The 16100-nt window shown below is 68.7% G+C and carries 16 protein-coding genes; 15 read left to right on the top strand and 1 reads right to left on the bottom strand.

Annotated elements, in window-relative coordinates; translation table 11 throughout:
- Positions 1 to 29: 29 nt before the first annotated feature.
- From prmC to ABZT74_RS11025, 15 genes are all read left to right on the top strand, one after another.
- On the top strand, positions 30 to 869 hold the full coding sequence (prmC, locus tag ABZT74_RS11095) for a peptide chain release factor N(5)-glutamine methyltransferase (RefSeq protein WP_355875768.1): 840 nt from the start codon (positions 30 to 32) through the stop codon (positions 867 to 869).
- Positions 870 to 970: 101 nt separating this feature from the next.
- Positions 971 to 1618 (top strand): L-threonylcarbamoyladenylate synthase, encoded by a 648-nt coding sequence (locus tag ABZT74_RS11090; RefSeq protein ID WP_081219444.1) that lies wholly within the window; start codon positions 971 to 973, stop codon positions 1616 to 1618.
- A gap of 52 nt (positions 1619 to 1670) precedes the next feature.
- Positions 1671 to 2318 (top strand): protein-tyrosine-phosphatase, encoded by a 648-nt coding sequence (locus ABZT74_RS11085; RefSeq protein ID WP_355875764.1) that lies wholly within the window; start codon positions 1671 to 1673, stop codon positions 2316 to 2318.
- Between the two features lie 95 nt (positions 2319 to 2413).
- On the top strand, positions 2414 to 3652 hold the full coding sequence (gene glyA / locus ABZT74_RS11080; protein WP_356434135.1) for a serine hydroxymethyltransferase: 1239 nt from the start codon (positions 2414 to 2416) through the stop codon (positions 3650 to 3652).
- A gap of 129 nt (positions 3653 to 3781) precedes the next feature.
- Entirely contained in the window at positions 3782 to 5137 is a 1356-nt protein-coding gene (locus ABZT74_RS11075) for an MraY family glycosyltransferase (RefSeq protein WP_356166744.1), read from the top strand.
- A gap of 297 nt (positions 5138 to 5434) precedes the next feature.
- Positions 5435 to 5872, top strand: a complete 438-nt coding sequence (locus ABZT74_RS11070; protein WP_356166746.1) for a hypothetical protein — start codon at positions 5435 to 5437, stop codon at positions 5870 to 5872.
- 225 nt (positions 5873 to 6097) lie between these two features.
- Complete coding sequence (atpB, locus tag ABZT74_RS11065; protein WP_081219449.1) at positions 6098 to 6919, top strand: F0F1 ATP synthase subunit A; 822 nt, start codon at positions 6098 to 6100, stop codon at positions 6917 to 6919.
- Between the two features lie 74 nt (positions 6920 to 6993).
- The gene (gene atpE / locus ABZT74_RS11060; RefSeq protein ID WP_024884520.1) at positions 6994 to 7224 is read left to right on the top strand and encodes an ATP synthase F0 subunit C; all 231 of its coding nucleotides are present in this window, start codon (positions 6994 to 6996) and stop codon (positions 7222 to 7224) included.
- Positions 7225 to 7265: 41 nt separating this feature from the next.
- A complete protein-coding gene (locus ABZT74_RS11055) occupies positions 7266 to 7811 on the top strand; it encodes a F0F1 ATP synthase subunit B (protein WP_164371801.1) in 546 nt (181 codons plus the stop codon).
- Complete coding sequence (locus ABZT74_RS11050; RefSeq protein ID WP_355875747.1) at positions 7808 to 8629, top strand: F0F1 ATP synthase subunit delta; 822 nt, start codon at positions 7808 to 7810, stop codon at positions 8627 to 8629. Before ABZT74_RS11055 ends, ABZT74_RS11050 begins: the two co-directional genes overlap by 4 nt.
- Before the next feature lie 127 nt (positions 8630 to 8756).
- Positions 8757 to 10346 (top strand): F0F1 ATP synthase subunit alpha, encoded by a 1590-nt coding sequence (gene atpA / locus ABZT74_RS11045; protein WP_355875745.1) that lies wholly within the window; start codon positions 8757 to 8759, stop codon positions 10344 to 10346.
- 21 nt (positions 10347 to 10367) lie between these two features.
- Positions 10368 to 11282 carry a F0F1 ATP synthase subunit gamma gene (locus ABZT74_RS11040; protein WP_355875742.1) on the top strand — a complete coding sequence of 305 codons (915 nt, stop codon included), beginning with the start codon at positions 10368 to 10370 and terminating at the stop codon, positions 11280 to 11282.
- Complete coding sequence (atpD, locus tag ABZT74_RS11035) at positions 11282 to 12718, top strand: F0F1 ATP synthase subunit beta (protein WP_355875739.1); 1437 nt, start codon at positions 11282 to 11284, stop codon at positions 12716 to 12718. The genes ABZT74_RS11040 and atpD overlap by 1 nt, the downstream gene beginning before the upstream one ends.
- Before the next feature lie 128 nt (positions 12719 to 12846).
- Positions 12847 to 13221, top strand: a complete 375-nt coding sequence (locus tag ABZT74_RS11030; RefSeq protein ID WP_081219455.1) for a F0F1 ATP synthase subunit epsilon — start codon at positions 12847 to 12849, stop codon at positions 13219 to 13221.
- A 159-nt stretch (positions 13222 to 13380) separates the two neighbouring features.
- Positions 13381 to 13827 carry a DUF2550 domain-containing protein gene (locus tag ABZT74_RS11025; RefSeq protein ID WP_355875736.1) on the top strand — a complete coding sequence of 149 codons (447 nt, stop codon included), beginning with the start codon at positions 13381 to 13383 and terminating at the stop codon, positions 13825 to 13827.
- A gap of 93 nt (positions 13828 to 13920) precedes the next feature.
- Here ABZT74_RS11025 and ABZT74_RS11020 read toward each other — a convergent pair whose 3' ends face one another.
- Positions 13921 to 15759, bottom strand: coding sequence for a glycoside hydrolase family 18 chitinase (locus ABZT74_RS11020; RefSeq protein WP_356166749.1), 1839 nt, complete (start codon positions 15757 to 15759; stop codon positions 13921 to 13923).
- Positions 15760 to 16100: the final 341 nt, after the last annotated feature.

The following is a 16100-nucleotide window of genomic DNA, read 5'->3' as shown; positions in this document are numbered from 1 at the left end:
TTGGGGGTCGACCCCCGAACTCCCGCAGCGTGCTGCTCGCGGAAGTCGCCCAGGCCACCCAGCGGCTGGCCGACGCCGGCGTGCCCTCGCCGCGCAACGACGCGGAGGAGCTCGCCGCGTTCGTGCACGAGGTGAAGCGGGGCGAGCTGCACACCGTCAAGGACTCCGACTTCGACGCCCGTTACTGGGAGGTCACCGCGCGCCGCGAGGCCCGCGAACCGCTCCAGCACATCACCGGGCGCGCCTACTTCCGCTACCTCGAACTCCAGGTGGGGCCGGGCGTGTTCGTGCCCCGGCCGGAGACGGAGTCGGTCGTGGGCTGGGCCATAGACGCCGTCCGCGCGATGGACGTCGTCGAACCGCTGATCGTCGACCTGTGCACCGGCTCCGGCGCCATCGCGCTCGCCCTCGCGCAGGAGGTCCCGCGCTCCCGTGTGCACGCCGTGGAACTGTCCGAGGACGCCCTCAGGTGGACGCGCAAGAACGTCGAGGGGTCCAGGGTCGACCTGCGCCAGGGAGACGCCCTGGAGGCCTTCCCGGACCTCGACGGCCAGGTGGACCTGGTGATCTCCAACCCTCCGTACATCCCGCTCACCGAGTGGGAGTACGTGCAGCCGGAGGCCCGCGACCACGACCCCGAACTCGCCCTGTTCTCGGGGGAGGACGGACTCGACCTCATCCGCGGCATCGAGCGCACCGCGCACCGGCTGCTGCGTCCCGGCGGTGTCGTCGTCATCGAGCACGCCGACACCCAGGGCGGACAGGTTCCGTGGATCTTCACCGAGGAGCGGGGCTGGGCCGACGCGGCCGACCACCCCGACCTCAACAACCGGCCCCGCTTCGCGACCGCCCGCAAGGCGATGCCGTGAGCCCGGCCCCCCGCGTCCCGGCGCCCGGCGACAGGGCGCGCGCACGCAACGTGTTCCCCCCGTTTCCCCAGCAGCAGTACGTGTACGAGGAGGCCCGCTAAATGGCACGGCGATACGACACCAACGACGCGACCGACCGCACCACCGGTCTGCGCGAGGCAGCGTCCGCCGTCCGCCGTGGCGAACTGGTGGTCCTCCCGACGGACACCGTCTACGGCGTCGGCGCCGACGCGTTCACCTCCGAGGCCGTGGCCGACCTGCTCGACGCCAAGGGCCGGGGCCGCAACATGCCCACCCCCGTCCTCATCGGCTCCCCTAACACCCTGCACGGCCTCGTCACGGACTTCTCCGAGATGGCCTGGGAACTCGTCGACGCGTTCTGGCCCGGCGCCCTCACGCTCGTCGCCAAGCACCAGCCGTCCCTCCAGTGGGACCTCGGCGACACCCGCGGCACCGTGGCGATCCGCATGCCGTTGCACCCCGTCGCCATCGAGCTCCTCACCGAGGTCGGCCCGATGGCCGTCTCCTCCGCCAACCTCACGGGCCACCCCTCACCGGAGACCTGTGACGCCGCGCAGGACATGCTCGGGGACTCCATCTCGGTCTACCTGGACGGCGGCCCCACCCCGGGCAACGTGCCCTCCTCGATCGTCGACGTGACCGGCAAGGTCCCCGTGCTGCTGCGCGCGGGCGCCCTGTCGGCGGAGGAGCTCCGCAAGGTCGTACCCGACCTCGAGGTGGCGAATTGACAGCCCCTGACTCCTCCCGGCCCCCCGCTCCGCTCGACCAGGGGGCACCCCCATGCGTGGCATAGGCACGGGGATCACGGGGACCGACGGGTCCCCCAGGGAGTCCTTCCGCATCCTCCACGTCAGCACCGGCAACGTGTGCCGCTCGCCCATCACCGAGCGGCTGACCCGGCATGCCCTCGCGGACCGGCTCGGCGACCCCCGGTGGGGCGGCCTCATCGTGGAGAGCGCCGGCACCTGGGGCCACGAGGGCGCTCCCATGGAGGCCAACGCCGCGACCGTCCTCGCCGACTTCGGCGCGGACCCCTCCGGCTTCGTCGGGCGCGAACTGCTCGACGACCACGTCATCCGCGCCGACCTCGTCCTGACGGCCACCCGCGACCACCGCGCCCAGGTCATCTCCATGGGGCACTCGGCGGGTCTGCGCACCTTCACCCTGAAGGAGTTCACCCGCCTCGTCCGCGCCATAGACCCGGCGACCCTGCCGCCCCTGGAACAGGGCGTCATCGAGCGTGCCGTCGCCCTGGTCCGCGCCGCCGCCGCGCTGCGCGGCTGGCTGCTGGCCCCGACGGCGGAGGCGGACGAGGTGTTCGACCCCTACGGGGCGCCGCTGCCGTTCTTCCGGTCCATCGGCGACGAGATCAACGAGGCGCTCGACCCGGTCGTCACCGCGCTGACGGGGGTACGCGCCCGGACCTGACACCCGGCGGCACGGGGCGCCCGACACCAGGCGTCGCAGGGCCCGCGGTTCTACATTGGACGTAGCGCGCGTACCCGCCGAGCCCGGAGTCCACCATGCCGGTCACCCAGATGCCCGAAGCGGATGTCCTCCTGCGCCAGGATCCCGAGATGGCGGAGATCCTGCGGAGTGAGCTGGACCGGCAGTCGACGACCCTCCAGCTGATCGCCGCCGAGAACTTCACCTCGCCCGCCGTGCTGGCCGCGCTCGGCTCCCCGATGGCGAACAAGTACGCCGAGGGATACCCCGGCGCCCGCCACCACGGCGGCTGCGAACTCGTGGACGTCGCGGAGCGCGTCGCGGTCGACCGCGCCAAGGCCCTGTTCGGCGCCGACCATGCCAACGTCCAGTCCCACTCGGGGAGTTCGGCCGTCCTCGCCGCGTACGCCGCCCTGCTGCGCCCCGGCGACACCGTGCTGGCGATGGGCCTGCCCTCCGGCGGTCACCTGACCCACGGATCGCCCGCGAACTTCTCCGGCCGCTGGTTCGACTTCGTCGGATACGGGGTGGAGGCGGAGACCGGGCTCATCGACCACGAGCAGGTGCGCGCACTGGCCCGTGCCCACCGCCCCAAGGCCGTCGTCTGCGGATCGATCTCCTACCCCCGGCACATCGACTACGCCTTCTTCCGGGAGGTCGCCGACGAGGCCGGCGCCTATCTGATCGCGGACGCCGCCCATCCCATCGGGCTCGTCGCCGGGGGAGCGGCCCCCAGCCCGGTGCCGTACGCCGACGTGGTGTGCGCCACGACCCACAAGGTGCTCCGGGGGCCGCGCGGCGGCATGATCCTGTGCGGGAGCGAGCTGGCCGAGCGCGTGGACCGGGCGGTCTTCCCGTTCACCCAGGGCGGCGCGCAGATGCACACCATCGCGGCGAAGGCCGTCGCGTTCGGCGAGGCGGCAACCCCGGCGTTCACCGCGTACGCCCATCAGGTGATCGCGAACGCGCGCGTGCTGGCCGCGGGACTGGACGCGGAGGGGCTCGACGTCACCACCGGCGGCACCGACACCCATCTCGTCACCGTGGATCCGGCGCCGCTCGGTGTCGACGGGCGTACCGCGCGTGGCCGGCTCGCCGCCGCCGGTATGGTCCTCGACACGTGTGCGCTGCCCCATGGCGACGCCCGTGGTCTGCGGCTGGGCACCCCGGCGCTGACCACGCAGGGCATGGGCCAGGCCGAGGCCGCACGGGTCGCGGCGCTGTTCGCTGGGGTGCTGCGGGACGAGATCGAGGCCAAGCGGGCCCGTGAAGAAGTGCGGGAGCTGACCGGAAGATTTCCCCCATACCCGGACTGACCGCGGGTACGTGTGCACAGGTGCACAGCTACTCGTGCAACCATCGTCGCTACCCGGAAGTCCCCAACCATATGCGTGCATCGCTAGGGTGTGGGGCTGTGATGGCCAGCGAGACCTGTGGGGAAGCCCGTGCGTGAATACCTGCTGACGCTCTGCATCACGGCCGCGGTGACGTATCTGCTGACAGGGCCGGTACGTAAGTTCGCGATCGTGGCCGGAGCCATGCCGGAAATCCGTGCGCGCGACGTGCACCGTGAACCCACGCCGCGGCTCGGCGGCATCGCGATGTTCTTCGGCCTGTGCGCCGGTCTGCTGGTCGCGGACCACCTGACGAACCTCAACGAGGTCTTCGCCAACTCGAACGAACCGCGTGCCCTGCTCTCCGGAGCCGCGCTGATCTGGCTGATCGGCGTGCTGGACGACAAGTTCGAGATCGACGCCCTGATCAAGCTGGGCGGCCAGATGATCGCCGCCGGCGTGATGGTGGTGCAGGGTCTGACGATCCTGTGGCTGCCGATCCCGGGCGTCGGACTGGTCGCGCTGACCCAGTGGCAGGGCACGCTGCTGACGGTGGCGCTCGTCGTCATCACGATCAACGCGGTCAACTTCGTGGACGGCCTCGACGGACTGGCCGCCGGTGTGGTGTGCATCGCGTCCGCCGCGTTCTTCCTGTACGCCTACCGCATCTGGTACTCGTACGGCATCGAGGCGGCCGCCCCGGCGACGCTGTTCGCGGCGATCCTGATGGGCATGTGCCTGGGCTTCCTGCCGCACAACATGCACCCGGCGCGGATCTTCATGGGCGACTCCGGGTCGATGCTCATCGGCCTGGTGCTGGCCGCCGGCGCGATCTCCATCACGGGGCAGATCGACCCCGACGTGATGAACCTCTTCTCGGGTTCCGAGCGCAACACCGTGCACCAGACGGTGCCCGTGTTCATTCCGCTGCTGCTGCCGCTGACGATCATCGCGATTCCGGCCGCCGACCTCGTGCTCGCCATCGTGCGGCGCACCTGGCGCGGACAGTCGCCGTTCGCGGCGGACCGCGGGCACCTGCACCACCGCCTCCTGGAGGTCGGCCACTCGCACAGCCGGGCCGTGCTGATCATGTACTTCTGGTCGGCGCTGATCTCGTTCGGCGCTCTCGCCTACTCGGTCAACTCCGGCGCGATGTGGAGTGTGCTGGCCATCGCGGCACTCAGCGCCGTCGGTCTGGTGCTGCTCCTGCTGCCGCGCTTCACGCCGCGTGCCCCGCGCTGGGCGGAGCACCTCCTGCCGCCGCGCTACCGCCGTCGCAGGGCCGCCGCCGCGGCCGCCGTGGCGGGGGTGCCGGTCACGCACGAGACGGCTGTCACGGAAGGGCCGGACGAGGCGCGCGAACACCGTGCCGGGGCGGTCGCCGGAGTCTCAGGAGTCAACGGGGCAACGGCAATTGGTACCCGTTCGCGACTTCTGGACCGGCGTGAGGCCGAGTCGTCGCGCTGACGTGAAGGTAAGAATCTGACTAACGCGTGACCAAGTCGTGGGGTAGCAAAGAGTCCCAATACCAGACAAGTTGACCCCTTGGGCGCGCAGACGCGCACTGTCACTCTCATGTGTGACAGCGAGCACACCAACCAGGTAAAGACCTCATCAAATAGTTTGTGATACGGTTCACGAGAACCCGGGGCAGAGCCGAAAGACCGTCGTACGACGGTCCCTTGGCGTGAGGTTCCCTCTCCACCCGGGACTACGCTCGTCCATGACGACACCCTGCCCCCCTGAGCAAGCGGAGTTGCCGCCATGCCGTCCAATGACGCCCGGATTCTCCTTCAAGCCGCTGTACCCACAGCTGCCGTCGGCGCGATTGCCGCCGCGGTCAGTGGTGTGGTCGCCGGCGGCAAGGGAGCGATCGGGGCGGTCGTCGCGACGCTGGTCGTGATCCTCTTCATGGGGCTCGGGCTCTACGTTCTGCAGCGCACCGCCAAATCGCTTCCGCACCTGTTCCAGGCGATGGGTCTCCTGCTCTACACGACGCAGATTCTTCTGCTGTTCATCTTCGTCGCTGTTTTCAAGGACACGTCGCTGTTCAACCCCAAGGCCTTCGCCATCGCCCTGGTCGCCACCACGCTCGCGTGGATCGGCGCACAGGCGCGTGCCCAGATGAAGGCCAAGATCCTCTACGTCGAACCCGAGTCCTCGAAGGGCGACAAGCCCGAGAAGACAGGGCACTCGTCGTGAGGGGTAGGGCCGGGATAAGTGCGCGTAGGAGATCCTGCTATCGTCCGGTGCCAACTGCGGCATCGCGGGCGCGGGCATCTGAGCTGACGCCTGCTCAATCGCGAGGCTTGATGCCCCACAGCCGCCCCCACATCCGTAACACCAGTCCAGTGCCGAACCGCGGCTGTGCGCCGCGCCGACACAACGAGGTTGCCGTACCTATGCGCCACGCTGAAGGAGCCCGCGGTGAGTGCTGACCCGACGCAGGTGCTCGCCTTCGAGACCGACTGCCACATCTTCGACGGCTGTGGATTCCCGGCTCCCGGCCTGCACTCGTTCCTGTTCGAGCCCCTCTGGGGCGACGGTGACAGCAACGTCTACTTCAACAAGACGATGCTCCTGGCGCTGCTCGGTTCGATCGTCATCGTCGGCTTCTTCTGGGCCGCCTTCCGTAAGCCGAAGGTCGTCCCGGGCAAGCTGCAGATGATCGCCGAGGCGGGCTACGACTTCGTCCGTCGTGGCGTCGTCTACGAGACGATCGGCAAGAAGGAAGGCGAGAAGTACGTTCCTCTGATCGTCTCGCTGTTCTTCTTCGTCTGGATGATGAACCTCTGGTCGATCATCCCGCTCGCCCAGTTCCCGGTCACCGCGATCATCTCGTACCCGCTGGTGCTGGCCCTGATCGTCTATGTCCTGTGGGTCTCGCTGACCTTCAAGCGGCACGGCTTCGTGGGCTTCTTCAAGAACGTCACCGGATACGACAAGTCGCTCGGCCCGGTTCTGCCGCTCGCCATGGTCATCGAGTTCTTCTCGAACCTGCTCGTCCGTCCGTTCACGCACGCGGTGCGACTGTTCGCGAACATGTTCGCGGGCCATACGCTGCTGCTGCTGTTCACGATCGCCAGCTGGTACCTGCTCAACGGCATCGGCATCGCGTACGCGGGCGTCTCGTTCATCATGACGCTCGTCATGACCGCGTTCGAGCTGTTCATCCAGGCCCTGCAGGCCTACGTCTTCGTGCTGCTGACCTGCACCTACATCCAGGGCGCACTGGCCGAGAACCACTGAGCGCCTCCCCTCTCGACCCCGCAGTCGTCCGGTGGCCAACCCCCACCGGTCCGTAAAGAAAAGGAAGAACTGGCATGTCCCAGACCCTTGCCGCTGTCTCCGGCTCGCTCGGCTCGATCGGTTACGGCCTCGCGGCCATCGGCCCCGGCGTCGGCGTCGGCATCATCTTCGGTAACGGCACCCAGGCCCTCGCCCGTCAGCCTGAGGCCGCCGGTCTGATCCGCGCCAACCAGATCCTCGGCTTCGCCTTCTGTGAGGCGCTCGCCCTCATCGGTCTGGTCATGCCGTTCGTCTACGGCAAGTGATCTTCGGATCCACGACAGCCCACTAGACGAAAGGCACTGACATGAGCCAGCTGCTCATTCTGGCGGCCGAGGAGACGGAAAACCCCCTCGTCCCGCCGATCCCCGAGCTTGTCATCGGCCTGCTCGCCTTCGTCATCGTCTTCGGCTTCCTGGCCTGGAAGCTTCTCCCGAACATCAACAAGGTTCTGGAGCAGCGTCGTGAGGCCATCGAGGGCGGTATCGAAAAGGCCGAGGCCGCTCAGACCGAGGCCCAGAGCGTTCTTGAGCAGTACAAGGCTCAGCTCGCCGAGGCCCGTCACGAGGCCGCGCGCCTGCGCCAGGAGGCACAGGAGCAGGGCGCCACGCTCATCACCGAGATGCGCGCGGAAGGCCAGCGGCAGCGCGAAGAGATCATCGCCGCCGGTCACACGCAGATCGAGGCCGACCGCAAGGCCGCGTCTCAGGCGCTGCGTCAGGACGTCGGCCACCTGGCCACCGACCTGGCCGGCAAGCTGGTCGGCGAGTCCCTCGAGGACCACGCCCGCCAGAGCCGCGTCATCGACCGTTTCCTCTCCGAGCTTGAGGAGAAGGCCGAGGCGGCTCGATGACTGCGCACGGAGCGAGCCGCGAGGCAACCGCAGCCGCACGTGAGCGTCTCGACGCGCTGACGGACTCCACGTCCGTGGACGCGGCGCAGCTCGCCGACGAGCTGGCCGCGGTCACCGCGCTGCTCCACCGCGAGGTGTCGCTGCGTCGGGTCCTCACCGACCCGGCGCAGCCCGGCGAGGCCAAGGCCGAGCTGGTCCAGCGCCTGCTCGGCGCCCAGGTGAGCGGTACGACCGCGGACCTGGTCACCGGCATGGTGCGTTCCCGCTGGTCGCAGCCCCGCGACCTGGTGGACGCGCTCGAGGAGATCGCCGCGACCGCCGACCTCACGGCGGCCCAGCGTGCGGGTGCGCTCGACGATGTCGAGGACGAACTGTTCCGCTTCGGCCGGATCGTCTCCTCGAACACCGAGCTGCGCGCCGCGCTGACCGACCGCGCCGCCACCACGGCGGCCAAGAGCCAGCTGCTGCGCAGCCTGCTCGGCGGCCGGGCCAACGTGACGACCGAGCGTCTCGTGACGCGCCTTGTGACCGCGCCGCGCGGACGTAGCCTGGAAGCGGGACTCGAGTCCCTGTCCAAGCTCGCCGCCGAGCGCCGCAACCGCATGGTCGCCGTGGTCACCTCGGCGGTGCCGCTGAGTGACGGCCAGAAGCAGCGCCTCGGCGCCGCGCTGGCGAAGCTCTACGGCCGCCCGATGCACCTGAACCTCGACGTGGACCCCGATGTCCTCGGCGGGATCCGGGTGCAGGTCGGTGACGAGGTCATCAACGGTTCGATCGCGGACCGTCTCGAGGACGCCACTCGCCGCATGGCGAGCTAGCAAGCCCATCAGCAGAACGCAAGGACGGCCCATGTTGGGCCGTGCAGAGGATTCACCTCTCATAGGGGGGAGTCCCCATCCCCCCAAAGTGAAACTTCGGGCCCAACAAGGAGAGCAGGGAACCCAGATGGCGGAGCTCACGATCCGGCCGGAGGAGATCCGGGATGCGCTGGAGAACTTTGTCCAGTCGTACAAGCCGGACGCGGCCTCGCGCGAGGAGGTCGGTACGGTCACCGTTGCCGGCGACGGTATCGCCAAGATCGAGGGTCTTCCCTCGGCCATGGCGAACGAGCTGCTGAAGTTCGAGGACGGAACCCTCGGTCTCGCGCTGAACCTGGAAGAGCGCGAGATCGGTGCGGTCGTCCTCGGCGAGTTCAGCGGTATCGAGGAGGGCCAGCCGGTGCAGCGCACCGGTGAGGTGCTGTCCGTCGCCGTGGGCGAGGGTTACCTCGGCCGCGTCGTCGACCCGCTCGGCAACCCGATCGACGGCCTCGGCGACATCGAGACCACCGGCCGCCGCGCCCTCGAGCTGCAGGCCCCGGGCGTCATGATCCGCAAGTCGGTCCACGAGCCGATGGAGACGGGCTACAAGGCCGTCGACGCGATGACCCCGATCGGCCGTGGCCAGCGTCAGCTGATCATCGGTGACCGTCAGACCGGCAAGACCGCGCTGGCTGTCGACACGATCATCAACCAGCGCGACAACTGGCGCTCGGGCGACACGAAGAAGCAGGTCCGCTGCATCTACGTCGCCATCGGTCAGAAGGGTTCCACCATCGCCTCCGTGCGTGGTGCGCTCGAAGAGGCCGGCGCCCTGGAGTACACGACCATCGTCGCCGCCCCGGCGTCCGACCCGGCCGGCTTCAAGTACCTGGCGCCGTACACCGGTTCGGCCATCGGTCAGCAGTGGATGTACGAGGGCAAGCACGTCCTCATCATCTTCGACGACCTCTCGAAGCAGGCCGACGCCTACCGCGCCGTGTCCCTGCTGCTCCGCCGCCCGCCGGGGCGCGAGGCCTACCCCGGTGACGTCTTCTACCTGCACTCCCGTCTGCTGGAGCGCTGCGCGAAGCTCTCCGACGACCTGGGCGCCGGTTCGATGACGGGTCTGCCGATCGTCGAGACCAAGGCGAACGACGTGTCGGCGTTCATCCCGACCAACGTCATCTCCATCACCGACGGCCAGTGCTTCCTGGAGTCCGACCTGTTCAACGCCGGCCAGCGTCCGGCCCTGAACGTCGGTATCTCGGTCTCCCGCGTCGGTGGCTCCGCCCAGCACAAGGCGATGAAGCAGGTCTCCGGCCGGCTTCGCCTCGACCTGGCCCAGTACCGCGAGCTGGAGGCGTTCGCCGCCTTCGGTTCCGACCTGGACGCCGCGTCGAAGTCGCAGCTGGAGCGCGGTCAGCGTCTGGTCGAGCTGCTCAAGCAGGCTCAGTACCAGCCGATGCCGACCGAGGACCAGGTCGTCTCCGTCTGGGCCGGTACCACCGGCAAGATGGACGACGTGCCGGTCGTCGACGTCCGCCGCTTCGAGAAGGAGCTCCTGGAGTACCTGCACCGCAAGGAGCAGGGCCTCATGACCTCCATCAAGGAGGGCGGCAAGATGTCGGACGACACCCTCACCGCCGTCGCTGACTCCATCGCGGACTTCAAGAAGCAGTTCGAGACCTCGGACGGGAAGCTTCTCGGCGAGGACGCTCCGGCCGCGGCCAAGTGACGTAAGGAAGGGACCTGACTCATGGGAGCCCAGCTCCGGGTCTACAAGCGTCGCATCCGATCCGTCACCGCGACCAAGAAGATCACCAAGGCGATGGAGATGATCGCCGCCTCGCGTGTCGTCAAGGCGCAGCGCAAGGTGGCGGCCTCCGCGCCGTACGCGACCGAGCTCACCCGCGCGGTCACGGCGGTCGGTACCGGTTCGAACACCAAGCACCCGCTGACCACCGAGGCGGAGACGGCGACCCGTGCCGCGGTGCTGCTCCTCACGAGCGACCGCGGACTGGCCGGCGCCTTCAACGCCAACGCCATCAAGGCCGCCGAGCAGTTGACGGCGCGCCTCGAGGCCGAGGGCAAGGAGGTCGACACGTTCATCGTCGGCCGCCGCGGTCTGGCCCACTACAACTTCCGCGAGCGCAAGGTCGTGGAGTCGTGGTCGGGATTCACCGATGAGCCCACGTACGCGGACGCGAAGAAGGTTGCGGGTCCGCTCATCGAGGCCATCGAGAAGGAGACGGCGGACGGCGGCGTGGACGAACTCCACATCGTCTACACCGAGTTCGTCTCGATGATGACGCAGTCGGCCATCGACGGCCGCCTGTTGCCGCTTCGCCTCGAAGAGGTCGCGGAGGAAGCGCCGAAGGGCGAGATCCTCCCGCTGTTCGAGTTCGAACCGTCGGCGGAGGACGTCCTCGACGCCCTGCTGCCGCGCTACGTCGAGAGCCGTATCTACAACGCGCTGCTCCAGTCGGCTGCTTCCAAGCATGCCGCCACGCGCCGCGCGATGAAGTCGGCGACCGACAACGCGGGAGACCTGATCACCACGCTCTCCCGACTTGCCAATGCGGCCCGCCAGGCCGAAATCACCCAGGAAATCAGCGAGATCGTCGGTGGCTCCGCAGCCCTTGCCGACGCGACCGCGGGGAGTGACAAGTAATGACGACGACTTCTGAGACGGCCGTTGCCACGGGCCGCGTCGCCCGGGTCATCGGCCCGGTCGTCGACGTGGAGTTCCCCGTCGACGCGATGCCGGACATCTACAACGCCCTTCACGTCGAGGTGGCCGACCCGGCCAACGCCGGCGAGAAGAAGACGCTGACCCTGGAAGTCGCCCAGCACCTGGGTGACGGCCTGGTCCGCACGATCTCCATGCAGCCCACCGACGGTCTGGTCCGCCAGGCCGCGGTCACCGACACCGGAGCGGGCATCACCGTCCCGGTCGGTGACTTCACCAAGGGCAAGGTGTTCAACACCCTCGGTGAGGTGCTGAACTCCGACGAGACGTACTCGGGCGAGCGCTGGTCCATCCACCGCAAGGCCCCGCGCTTCGACGAGCTCGAGTCGAAGACCGAGATGTTCGAGACCGGCGTCAAGGTCATCGACCTTCTCACCCCGTACGTCAAGGGTGGAAAGATCGGTCTGTTCGGTGGTGCCGGTGTCGGCAAGACGGTGCTCATCCAGGAGATGATCTACCGCGTCGCCAACAACCACGACGGTGTCTCCGTGTTCGCCGGTGTCGGCGAGCGCACCCGTGAGGGCAACGACCTCATCGAGGAGATGTCCGAGTCGGGCGTCATCGACAAGACCGCGCTTGTCTTCGGTCAGATGGACGAGCCCCCGGGCACCCGTCTGCGCGTGGCCCTCGCGGGTCTGACCATGGCGGAGTACTTCCGCGATGTGCAGAAGCAGGACGTGCTGTTCTTCATCGACAACATCTTCCGCTTCACGCAGGCCGGTTCCGAGGTCTCGACCCTGCTCGGCCGTATGCCCTCCGCGGTGGGCTACCAGCCGAACCTGGCCGACGAGATGGGCCTCCTCCAGGAGCGCATCACCTCGACGCGTGGTCACTCGATCACCTCGATGCAGGCGATCTACGTCCCCGCGGACGACCTGACCGACCCGGCCCCGGCCACCACGTTCGCCCACCTCGACGCGACGACGGTTCTCTCCCGTCCGATCTCCGAGAAGGGCATCTACCCGGCCGTGGACCCGCTGGACTCCACGTCCCGCATCCTGGACCCGCGCTACATCGCGGCGGACCACTACGCCGCCGCCATGCGGGTGAAGTCGGTCCTCCAGAAGTACAAGGACCTCCAGGACATCATCGCGATCCTCGGTATCGACGAGCTGGGCGAAGAGGACAAGCTCACCGTCCACCGTGCCCGTCGCGTGGAGCGCTTCCTGTCCCAGAACACCCACGTCGCCAAGCAGTTCACCGGCGTCGACGGGTCGGACGTCCCGCTGGACGAGTCGATCACGGCCTTCAACGCGATCATCGACGGCGAGTACGACCACTTCCCGGAGCAGGCGTTCTTCCTGTGCGGTGGCATCGAGGACCTCAAGGCCAACGCCAAGGAACTCGGCGTCTCCTGAACCTCGCGTTCTGAATGAGGGGGGCGTGGCCGCGCCTCGCGGGGTGCGGTCCGTCCCCCCTTGTTCGCCTACTAGACTTTGACCCAACACCCGGCAGCAACGCCGGGTGGTGACCCGAGGAGCCCACCTTGGCTGCTGAGCTGCACGTCGAGCTCGTCGCCGCGGACCGTAGTGTCTGGTCCGGCGAGGCCACCCTGGTCGTCGCGCGTACCGCGTCCGGCGACATCGGCGTCATGCCCGGTCACCAGCCGCTTCTCGGTGTGCTGGAGTCGGGCCCGGTGACCATTCGTACGAGCGATGGCGGAACGGTCATCGCCGCGGTGCACGGGGGTTTCATCTCGTTCGCCGACAACAAGCTGTCGCTGCTGGCCGAGATCGCCGAGCTGTCGGACGAGATCGATGTCCAGCGTGCGGAGCGGGCGCTCGAGCGCGCGAAGTCGGACGCCGACGCGTCCGCCGAGCGTCGCGCGGATGTCCGCCTGCGTGCGGTGTCGACGCGCTGACGACCGTGCGACCCCAGGCCCTTAGGCGCTGGGGCCGCACTGTGTGAAGCTTTGCCTCAGCCGCGGCTGGGACCGGATCACTCCGGCCCTGGCCGCGGCTGAGGCGAATCCGGAAGTTTTTTCTTTTCCGTTACCTAGGAGACGAGGAGGTCGGTGTCGATGGTCCTCGCTCTGACTGTGTGCGGATTGGTAGTGGCGCTTGTCGTGGTGGGGCTGTTCGTCTTCGGCCTCCGCCGCCGGCTGATCCAGCGTTCCGGCGGAACGTTCGACTGCAGCCTGCGCTGGGACGTCCCCGAGAAGGGCGACGCCGGCGGCAAGGGCTGGAGCTACGGAGTCGCCCGCTACAACGGCGACCGCGTCGAGTGGTACCGCGTCTTCTCCTACGCCCCCCGGCCGCGCCGCGTTCTCGAACGCTCGGCGATCGAGGTGGCCGGCCGCCGTGCCGCCGAGGGCGAGGAGGAACTCGCGCTGCTCTCCGACGCGATCATCCTGACCTGTCTCCATCGCGGTACGCGTCTCGAACTGGCGATGACCGAGGACGCGCTCACCGGTTTCCTCGCGTGGCTGGAGGCGGCCCCGCCCGGCCAGCGCGTGAACGTGGCCTGACCCGTACCCGGCCGGCCGCTCGGGGCCGAGAAAAAGAGCCGCGGACAGACCCGGAGGTCTGCCCGCGGCATTCGTGCGTGGTGGTGCGGAAGGTCAGCTCAGGCCGCTGTTGATGGCGCTGACGAGTTCACCGTTGCTGGTGTCGCCGCTGAACTCCCAGAAGAAGGCGCCGCCCAGACCCTGGGTCTTGGCCCACGACATCTTGCCGGCGATGGTGGACGGGGTGTCGTACGACCACCAGTTGCTGCCGCAGTGGGCGTACGCCGTGCCGGCGATGGTGCCGGTGACGGGGCAGGACGTCTTGAGGACCTTGTAGTCCTCGTTGCCCGGCTCGTACGTGCCCGGTGCGGGTCCGGTGGCGGTGCCGCCGGGGGCGTCCTGGGTGACACCGGTCCAGCCGCGCCCGTAGAAGCCGATGCCGATCAGCAGCTTGCTCGCCGGCACCCCCTTGGACTTGAACTTGGCGATCGCGTCGGCGGTGGTGAACCCGGCCTGCGGGATGCCGCTGTACGAGGTGAGCGGGGAGTGCGGGGCGGTCGGGCCGTCCGCGTCGAACGCGCCGAAGAAGTCGTACGTCATCACGTTGTACCAGTCGACGTACTGCGCGGCGCCCGCGTAGTCGGCGGCGTCGACCTTTCCGCCCGAGGTGCCGTCGGCCGTGGTGGCGGCGGTGACCAGGTTGTTCGTGCCGAACTTGGCGCGCAGCGCCTGCATGACGTTCTTGTACGCCGCGGCACCGCTGGTGTCGCAGGTCAGGCCACAGGCGTTCGGGTACTCCCAGTCGATGTCGATGCCGTCGAAGACATCGGCCCAGCGCGGGTCCTCGACCAGGTCGTAGCAGGACTGCGCGAAGGCCGCCGGGTTCTTGGCCGCCTCACCGAAGCCGCCGGACCAGGTCCAGCCGCCGAAGGACCACAGCACCTTGAGGTTCGGGTACTTGGCCTTCAGCTCACGCAGCTGGTTGAAGTTGCCACGCAGCGGTTGGTCCCAGGTGTCGGCGACGCCGCTGACCGACTGGTCGGCGGTGAAGGCCTTGTCGTAGTCGGCGTAGGAGTCGCCGATCGCGCACTTGCCGCCGGTGACGTTGCCGAAGGCGTAGTTGATGTGCGTGATCTTCGCGGCCGAGCCGGACGTCACCAGGTTCTTGACGTTGTAGTTGCGGCCGTAGATGCCCCACTCGGTGAAGTAGCCGAGCTTGACGGCGTTGCCGGTGGGCGGGGGAGTGGTGCCGCCGCCGGTGGTGCGCACGGAGACCGCGCCGCTGACCGGACCGGTCTGGTCGGCGGTGTCACGGGCCTGGACCGTGTACGAGTAGTCGGTGCCGGCGGTGAGGCCGGTGTCCGTGTACGAGGTGGTCGTCACGGTCGCGACCTTGGTGCCGCCGCGCAGGACGTCGTAGTTCTTGACGCCCTTGTCGTCGGTGGCCGCGCTCCAGGAGAGCTTCACCGAGGTGTCGGTGACGCCCGACGAGGTGGGTGTGCCGGGCGCGGAGGGCGCGCTGTCGCCGGGGACCGTGGTGCCGCCGTCACAACTGCCGCCGTTGAGCGTGCAGTTGGTGGGGGAACCGGAGCCGGCGCCGTTGAAGCCGAAGGAGAGGGACGCGCCCGCGGCGAGGGTGCCGTTGTAGGACTTGTTCTTGGCGGTCCAGTGGTTGCCGGAGTGGGTGACGTCCGCGTCCCACGCCGAGGTGACGGACGTGCCGGTGGGGAAGTCCCACTCGATGGCCCACGAACTGATGGCCGCGGTGCCGGTGTTCTTGACGGTCCACTGGCCGCCGAACCCCGTACCCCAGTCCTGGGTCTTGGTGTACGTCGCGGTGGCGCTGGTGGCCGCCTGTGCGGGACCCGCGAGGCCGACGAGTGCGGCGAGGGGGAGGAGCAGGGTGGTGAGCCCCGCCACGGTTCTGTGTCTGGCTCTCTGCCGGAAGCGCATGATGCCTCTCCTCTTTCGTCTGGTGCCTCCGGGGCGCCGTGACGAGCGGGGGGACCGCGACCGTGCTCAGCCCGGTGGGCGTGCGCGCGCTCGCGCTCCCGCCGCCCTCGCGCCCCCTCGGCCGGGGGTGTCGTGGGCATGGCTAAGCGCAGTGCGGCGAGAATAGAAAGGTCTGGACCACGGGTCAATAGGTCTGGACCAGTGCAATGTGGCGGGGGTGATCACTCAACTCCCTTGAAAGGGCGGCCGCTTGGACCCGGCTCCGGCATCCGGTGGGCCCGGCAGGCGGGCTGACGTGCACGCTCGGCCGTCCGGGGCCGCCGGGCGGTGCCGCGACGCGC

Source organism: Streptomyces sp. NPDC005302, from assembly GCF_040607345.1.
Lineage (GTDB): Bacteria > Actinomycetota > Actinomycetes > Streptomycetales > Streptomycetaceae > Streptomyces.
This window is presented reverse-complemented; position numbering and strand designations above follow the sequence as displayed.